Source organism: Streptomyces sp. NPDC058758, assembly GCF_042746075.1.
Lineage (GTDB): Bacteria > Actinomycetota > Actinomycetes > Streptomycetales > Streptomycetaceae > Streptomyces.
Genome location: NZ_JBHYPS010000051.1, coordinates 36,705 through 43,933, shown reverse-complemented (window position 1 = coordinate 43,933; position 7,229 = coordinate 36,705). Strand labels below are relative to the sequence as shown.

Below are 7,229 nucleotides of genomic sequence, written 5' to 3'. Positions count from 1 at the left end.
AAATCCCCCGCCCCCCACCTATAACAACCCCCACCTTACCTCGGCCCCCTTATTTTTTTAATACCACCCGGGGGCCGGAGTCGTGTCGACACGACTCCGGCCCTCGGCCGTTCCCGGGCGCGGGGCCTGCCCCGCGCGGGTCACTTCTTCTTGCCGCGCTTCTCGCGGACGCGGACCGAGATGTGGATCGGAGTCCCCTCGAAGCCGAACTCCTCGCGCAGCCGGCGCTCGATGAAGCGGCGGTAGCCGGCCTCCAGGAAGCCGGAGGCGAAGAGCACGAAGCGCGGGGGCTTGGTGCCGGCCTGGGTGCCGAAGAGGATGCGGGGCTGCTTGCCGCCGCGCACCGGGTGCGGGTGGGCCGCGACCAGCTCGCCGAGGAAGGCGTTGAGCCGGCCGGTGGGGACGCGGGTCTCCCAGCCGGCGAGGGCGGTCTCGATCGCCGGGACCAGCTTCTCCATGTGGCGGCCGGTCTTGGCGGAGACGTTGACCCGGGGCGCCCAGGAGACCTGCTGCATCTCGGTCTCGATCTCGCGCTCCAGGTAGTAGCGGCGCTCCTCGTCGAGCTCGTCCCACTTGTTGTACGCGATGACGATGGCGCGGCCGGACTCGACGGCCATCGTGATGATCCGCTGGTCCTGCACCGAGATCTGGTCGGTGGTGTCGATGAGGATGACCGCGACCTCGGCCTTCTCGACGGCGGCGGCCGTGCGGAGGGAGGCGTAGTAGTCGGCGCCGGCCTGGAGGTGGACCTTCTTGCGGATGCCGGCGGTGTCGACGAACTTCCAGGTGCGGCCGCCGAGCTGGATCAGCTCGTCGACCGGGTCGCGGGTGGTGCCGGCCAGCTCGTTGACGACCACGCGGTCCTCGCCGGCCACCTTGTTGAGCAGGGAGGACTTGCCGACGTTCGGGCGGCCGATGAGGGCGATGCGGCGGGGACCGCCGACGGCCTGGCCGAAGGTCTGCTCGGGGGCCTCGGGCAGCGCCTTCAGGACCTCGTCGAGGAGGTCGCCGGTGCCGCGGCCGTGCAGGGCGGAGACCGGGAACGGCTCGCCGAGGCCGAGGGACCACAGCATGGCCGCGTCGGCCTCGCCGGACTGGCCGTCGACCTTGTTGGCGGCGAGGACGACGGGCTTGCCGGCGCGGCGGAGCAGCCGGACGACGGCCTCGTCGGTGTCGGTGGCTCCGACGACCGCGTCCACGACGAAGACGACCGCGTCGGCGGCCTCGATCGCGTACTCCGCCTGGGTGGCGACGGAGGCGTCGATGCCGAGGACGTCCTGCTCCCAGCCGCCGGTGTCGACGACCTTGAAGCGGCGGCCCGCCCACTCGGCCTCGTAGGTGACGCGGTCGCGGGTGACGCCCGGCTTGTCCTCGACGACCGCCTCGCGGCGGCCGATGATGCGGTTCACCAGGGTCGACTTGCCGACGTTCGGGCGGCCGACGACGGCGAGGACGGGGAGCGGGCCGTGGCCGGCCTCCTCGATCGCCTCCTCGACGTCCTCGATGTCGAAGCCCTCTTCCGCGGCGAGCTCCATGAACTCCGCGTACTCGGCGTCGCCAAGTGCCCCGTGGTCGTGCTGGTCGTTCATGAAGTCCGTTCCTTGATCATTCGTGGTCGGTGGTCCCGGTGGCCGGAGCCGTGGGCCCACTACTGAGAGTGTCGCTCAGCGCCCGGTGAGGCGCCTGGCGTTTTTCAGGTGGTCGGTGAGGTGCTCCTGGATGCGGAGCGTGGCCTCGTCCAGCGCCTTGCGGGTACGCCGCCCGCTGCCGTCCCCGGCCTCGAAGGCGTCCCCGAAGACGACGTCCACCCGGCTGCGGAGGGCGGGCAGCCCCTTCACCAGCCGGCCGGGCCGCTCGGTGCTGCCCAGCACCGCGACCGGCACGATCGGGGCGCCGGAGCGGACGGCGAAGTAGGCGAGGCCGGCGCGGAGCGAGGCGAAGTCGCCCTCGCCCCGGGTGCCCTCGGGGAAGATCCCGAGGACCCCGCCCCGCTCCAGCACGCCGAGCGCGTTGCCGATCGCCCCGCGGTCGGTGGAGTCCCGGTCGACCTTGAGCTGGCCGATGCCCTCCAGGAAGTTCCCCAGCGGCCCGACGAACGCCTCCTTCTTGATGAGGAAGTGCACGGGGCGCGGGGCGGTGCCCATGAGCATGGGGCCGTCGATGTTGTGCGCGTGGTTGACGGCGAGGATGACGGGACCGGAGGCCGGTACCCGCCAGGCGCCGAGGACGCGCGGCTTCCAGAAGCCGTACATCAGCCCTATGCCGATGCGGCGGCCGACGGCGGCGCCCTTCGCGGAGGGCTGGGTCACTTCGCGGCCGCCCGCTTCTCCTCGACGAGGGTGACGACGCACTCGACGACCTGGTCGAGGGTGAGCTCGGTCGTGTCGACCTCGACCGCGTCCCCGGCCTTGGCGAGCGGGGAGGTCTTGCGGCTGGAGTCCGCCGCGTCCCGCTTGACCAGGGCCTCCTGGGTGGCCCGCACGTCGGCGCCCTTCAGCTCGCCGGAGCGGCGGGCGGCGCGGGCCTCGGGCGAGGCGGTGAGGAAGATCTTGAGGTCGGCGTCGGGGAGGACGGTCGTGCCGATGTCCCGGCCCTCGACGACGATGCCGCGCTCGGCCTCGCGGGCGATGCGGCGCTGGAGGTCGGTGATCAGCGCGCGGACCTCGGGGACGGCGCTGACCGCGCTGACCCGGGAGGTGACCTCCTCGGTCCGGATCGGACCGGAGGCGTCGACGCCGTCGACGGTGATCGTCGGGCGGGACGGGTCGGTGCCCGAGACGATGACGGGCTTGCCGGCGGCGTTCGCCACCGCGTCGGCGTCGGTCACGTCGACCCCGTTGCCGATCATCCACCAGGTGATCGCGCGGTACTGGGCCCCGGTGTCCAGGTAGTTCAGCCCCAGCTTGGCGGCGACCGCCTTCGAGGTGCTCGACTTGCCCGTGCCGGAGGGGCCGTCGATGGCGACGATCACGGATTCCACGGTGGAGGGGCCTTCCTGGGGTGGGTGGCGGCTCCGGCGGCAGCCCGGAACCCCTACAAGGTTACCGAGTCCCCCGCCCGGCCCTCGCCCTCCGCCCCCGCACCCGGGCCCCGCCCCGCCCGCGGGGGGTCAGGGGGTGCGGAGGGACCAGCCCTGGGACTGGAGGGCGTGGGAGAGGGCGGGCGCGGCCTTGGGGTCGACCATGAGCTGGACGAGTCCCGCCTGCTGTCCCGTCGCGTGCTCGATGCGCACGTCCTCGATGTTCACCCCGGCCCGCCCGGCGTCCGCGAAGATCCGCGCCAGCTCGCCGGGCTTGTCGCTGATGAGGACGGCGACGGTCTCGTAGGCGGCGGGTGCCGCCCCGTGCTTGCCGGGCACCCGCGCCCGCCCCGCGTTCCCGCGCCGCAGCACGTCCTCGACCCCGGCCGCACCGTCCCGCCGCCGCTCCTCGTCCGGCGACTGCAGCGACCGCAGCGCCCGGACCGTCTCGTCGAGGTCCTCGGCGACGCCGGCGAGGACGTCGGCGACGGGCCCGGGGTTGGCGGAGAGGATCTCGATCCACATGCGCGGGTCGGACGCGGCGATCCGCGTGACGTCCCGTATCCCCTGCCCGCAGAGCCGCACGGCCGACTCCTCCGCCTCCTCCAGGCGTGCCGCGACCAGCGAGGAGACGAGCTGCGGGGTGTGCGAGACGAGGGCGACCGCGCGGTCGTGGGCGTCGGCGTCCATGACGACGGGCACGGCCCGGCAGAAGGCGACGAGCTCCAGCGCGAGGTTGAGGACCTCGGTGTCGGTGTCCCGGGTCGGGGTGAGCACCCAGGGCCGGCCCTCGAAGAGGTCGGCGGTGGCCGCGAGCGGGCCCGAGCGCTCCTTGCCGGACATGGGGTGGGTGCCGATGTACGGGGTGAGGTCGAGGCCCCGCGCCTCCAGCTCCCGCCGCGGACCGCCCTTGACGCTGGCGACGTCGAGGTAGGCGCGGGCGGCTCCCGCGCGCATCGCGTCGGCGAGGGTGGCGGCGACGTGCGCCGGCGGCACGGCGACGATCGCGAGGTCCACCGGGCCCTCGGGCTCCGTGTCGGTGCCCGCGCCGAGCGACGCGGCGGTCCGGGCGCTCGCCGGATCGTGGTCGCGCAGGTGGACCGTGACGCCCCGGCCGGCGAGGGCGAGTGCGGCGGAGGTGCCGATCAGTCCGGTTCCGATGACGAGCGCTGTTCTCACGGGGGGACGTCCTTGGGGGCGCGGGGCGGTAAGGCCCCAGCCTAGTCAGCCGCCGGGGGCGCACGCGCGTGCGCCCGTCCTGCGAGACGCGGGGCGGGCGCACGGCGGCGGGCGGACGCTCAGAGCTTCTGCGCGCGGATGATGTCCTCCAGCGATCCGCCCTGCGGCAGCGTTCCGTCCGGGGTCAGCCTGTCGACGGCCCGCGGCAGCGACTGCGCGATCTCGTCGGCGGCCTGCTGCGGGGTGACGCCGGCGTCCTGGGCGACCTTCCGGAGGGTCTCGTCGGGGAGGGCCTCGGCGATCTGGGCGCCGTCGACGGGCTTGTTGTCGCCGGTGCCGATCCAGGACTGGGCCTGGTCGGCGAGGCCGGACCTGGTCAGCATGTCGAGGAGCCCGCCGAGCGGGTTCTGCCCGCCGGCTCCGCCTCCCGCGCCGCCGTCCCGGCCTCCGCCCGCGAGCGCGCCGAGCAGGGAGCCGAGGATGCCGCCGGCGCCTCCGCCGCCCTGGGCTCCTCCCCCGCCGAGGAGGGAGCCGAGGAGGGAGCCGAGATCGTTGCCCGCCATGGGTTCTGCCTTTCGTCCGGTGAACAGCCCCCGATCGCCTCAATCTCACCCATGGCGGGGCATTCCGCCACCCGGTGTGGGCGCCGTCCGCGCCGGCGGGTAGAAAGGGCGGATGCTCCTCCATGTCGTACCGCTGGACGCGTGGTCCGCGGACCCCGGCCGTCCCTACGCCCCGCCGTCGCTCGCCGCGGAGGGCTTCGTGCACTGCTCGCAGGACGAGCGGTCCGCGCTGGCGGTCGCCGACGCCCACTACCGGGACGTGCCGGGCCCGCTGCTCGTGCTGGTCCTCGACGAGTCGCTGCTCTCCGGGGAGGTCCGCTGGGAGGGTTCGGGGGACCGGCTCTTCCCGCACGTGTACGGGCCGGTCGAGCGGGCCGCGGTGAGCGCCGTCCTGGAGGTGCGGCGGGACGCGGACGGCCGTGCGAGGGAGTTGGCGCCCCGGGTGTAGGCCGGGCCCGGCGTGTTGCGGGGGCGGCGGCGCGGACGACGGGAAGCTGGGCCGCATGACTTCACGGACGACACCCCGCAGGACGGTCCTGCTCGCCGCGGCGGCCCTGACCACGGCGACCGCCGCGACGACCACCGCCTGCGGTTCGGACGACGGCGGGGGCGGCGACGGCGGCACGGAGTCGAGCGCCCCGGCCTCCGCCGAACCGACCGGCACGGCGACCTCGGCGCCGGCCTCCGCGCCGGGAACGGCCGGCGGCACCCCGCTCGCGAGCACCTCGGAGATCCCGGTGGGCGGCGGCACCGTCTTCGCGGACCGCAAGGTGGTCGTCACCCAGCCGGTGAAGGGCGAGTTCAAGGCGTTCTCGGCGATCTGCACCCACCAGGGGTGCACGGTGAACAAGGTCGCGGACGGCACGATCGACTGCCCCTGCCACGGCTCGAAGTTCAGCGTCACCGACGGGGCGGTGAAGGCCGGGCCCGCGCCGCGGCCGCTGCCCGCCGAGGAGATCACCGTCTCCGGGGAGACGATCACCCTCGCGTAGCCTGGCCGTCATGGACACGTCCCCCGAGGCGCTGGTGCGCGAGCACACCGTCTACGCCTGTGTGATGGGCTCGCGCGCCTTCGGCCTGGCCACCGAGGACAGCGACACCGACGTGCGGGGCGTCTACCTCGCCCCGACACCGCTCTTCTGGCGCTTCGACAAGCCCCCGGCGCACGTGGAGGGCCCGGCCCCGGAACAGTTCAGCTGGGAGCTGGAACGCTTCTGCGAGCTGGCCCTCCGCAACAACCCGAACGTCCTGGAGTGCCTCCACTCCCCCCTGGTCACCCGCACCACCGTGTGGGGCGACGAACTCCTCGCCCTGCGCGGCGCCTTCCTCTCCCGGCAGGCCCACGGCACCTTCGTGCGGTACGCCGCCGGCCAGCGCCGCAAGCTGGAGGCGGACGTCCGCCAGTACGGGCATCCGCGCTGGAAGCACGCCATGCACCTGCTGCGCCTGCTGGGCAGCTGCCGGGACCTGCTGCGCACCGGCGAGCTGCGGATCGACGTGGGCGGGGACCGGGAGCGGCTGCTCGCCGTCAAGCGCGGCGAGGTCCCGTGGCCCGAGGTCGAGAGCCGGATGAACCGCCTCCAGGACGAGGCCGACACCGCCCTCGACACCAGCCCGCTGCCCGCCGCCCCCGACCACGCGCGCGTGCAGGACCTCCTGGTCCGCGCGCGCCGCGCCTCAGCCCTCCAGGCGCTCTAGCCGGGCCCGTACGACCAGGTCGTGGAGGGCGTCCCCGGCACGGACCGCGTCCGGGAGGTGCGAGGCCTGCCGGGCCGCGTCGAGGAGGCCGTGCAGGGCCTCCACCTCGGCCCGTACGTCCTCCGGCACGAGCCCGGCGGCGCCATGCTCGGCCTCCGTCTTCGCGGCGACCAGGCCGGGGATCCGGGCCGGGGCCTCCGGCACCTCCGCCACGAGGGTCGGCAGATGGGCCTGGACCTCGCCGGAGCGCATCAGGTGGATGCCGGTGAGCAGCGCCCGGTAGGTGTAGAGCAGCGGCTTGAGTTCGCCGCCCTTCTCGAAGAGCCGCCACTGGGTGGCGGCGAAGCCCCGGTAGTGGTGGGCGTGGTGGGGGGTGAGCACCCCGGGCACGAGGGCCAGCAGCTCGGCGTGGACCGGGGTGGTGCGCACGACCAGCGGCGAGGTGAGCTGCTCCAGGACGTAGCCGTTGCGGCGCAGCATCAGCCGGGCGAACTTCCGCAGGTCGTGCGTGACGAGGTCCATCTCGACGCCGTCCCGCTCCCACGTCCGGTCCCGGGTCTCCTCGGGCTCCCGGAGCCCGACCAGGGCCTCGGCGGGGAGCAGGTGGACTCCCCGCAGGTCCACGTCGGAGTCGCGGGACGGAAAGCCGTACAGGTGGGCGCCGGAGACCGTGGCGAAGAGGAGGGGGTCCGGTTCCTCGGCGACGACGGCGGTCAGGTCGGCCTCGTGGGCCTCGATGGTGAGCGTCATGGGACCGGAGCCTCCCAGAA

At 74.1% G+C, this 7,229-nt stretch carries 9 protein-coding genes; 3 read left to right on the top strand and 6 right to left on the bottom strand.

Features of this window, described 5'->3' with window-relative positions; translation table 11 throughout:
* Window positions 1–140 precede the first annotated feature (140 nt).
* The 5 genes from der to ACFW6A_RS35305 all read right to left on the bottom strand — a co-directional run bounded on the left by der (window position 141) and on the right by ACFW6A_RS35305 (window position 4,761).
* Complete coding sequence (gene der, locus ACFW6A_RS35325; protein WP_351853308.1) at window positions 141–1,589, bottom strand: ribosome biogenesis GTPase Der; 1,449 nt, start codon at window positions 1,587–1,589, stop codon at window positions 141–143.
* A gap of 75 nt (window positions 1,590–1,664) precedes the next feature.
* Window positions 1,665–2,351 carry a lysophospholipid acyltransferase family protein gene (locus tag ACFW6A_RS35320; RefSeq protein ID WP_386478866.1) on the bottom strand — a complete coding sequence of 229 codons (687 nt, stop codon included), beginning with the start codon at window positions 2,349–2,351 and terminating at the stop codon, window positions 1,665–1,667.
* Entirely contained in the window at window positions 2,306–2,980 is a 675-nt protein-coding gene (gene cmk / locus ACFW6A_RS35315) for a (d)CMP kinase (RefSeq protein WP_351853312.1), read from the bottom strand. Before cmk ends, ACFW6A_RS35320 begins: the two co-directional genes overlap by 46 nt.
* Window positions 2,981–3,109: 129 nt before the next feature.
* Window positions 3,110–4,198 carry a prephenate dehydrogenase gene (locus tag ACFW6A_RS35310; protein WP_351853315.1) on the bottom strand — a complete coding sequence of 363 codons (1,089 nt, stop codon included), beginning with the start codon at window positions 4,196–4,198 and terminating at the stop codon, window positions 3,110–3,112.
* Window positions 4,199–4,317: 119 nt separating this feature from the next.
* The gene (locus ACFW6A_RS35305; protein ID WP_351853317.1) at window positions 4,318–4,761 is read right to left on the bottom strand and encodes a YidB family protein; all 444 of its coding nucleotides are present in this window, start codon (window positions 4,759–4,761) and stop codon (window positions 4,318–4,320) included.
* Between the two features lie 112 nt (window positions 4,762–4,873).
* Between ACFW6A_RS35305 and ACFW6A_RS35300 the strand changes: the two genes are divergently transcribed.
* Genes ACFW6A_RS35300 through ACFW6A_RS35290 form a run of 3 tightly spaced genes read left to right on the top strand, consistent with a single transcriptional unit; the run spans window position 4,874 to window position 6,459 of the window.
* Entirely contained in the window at window positions 4,874–5,209 is a 336-nt protein-coding gene (locus ACFW6A_RS35300) for a DUF952 domain-containing protein (RefSeq protein WP_351853319.1), read from the top strand.
* 55 nt (window positions 5,210–5,264) lie between these two features.
* Window positions 5,265–5,753, top strand: coding sequence for a Rieske (2Fe-2S) protein (locus ACFW6A_RS35295; protein ID WP_351853322.1), 489 nt, complete (start codon window positions 5,265–5,267; stop codon window positions 5,751–5,753).
* A 10-nt stretch (window positions 5,754–5,763) separates the two neighbouring features.
* On the top strand, window positions 5,764–6,459 hold the full coding sequence (locus ACFW6A_RS35290) for a DNA polymerase beta superfamily protein (protein WP_351853325.1): 696 nt from the start codon (window positions 5,764–5,766) through the stop codon (window positions 6,457–6,459).
* On the opposite strand, the gene ACFW6A_RS35285 is transcribed toward ACFW6A_RS35290, so the two are convergent.
* Entirely contained in the window at window positions 6,439–7,209 is a 771-nt protein-coding gene (locus tag ACFW6A_RS35285; RefSeq protein ID WP_351853326.1) for a DNA polymerase beta superfamily protein, read from the bottom strand. The two genes, ACFW6A_RS35290 and ACFW6A_RS35285, sit on opposite strands and share 21 nt — an antisense overlap.
* Window positions 7,210–7,229 lie beyond the last annotated feature (20 nt).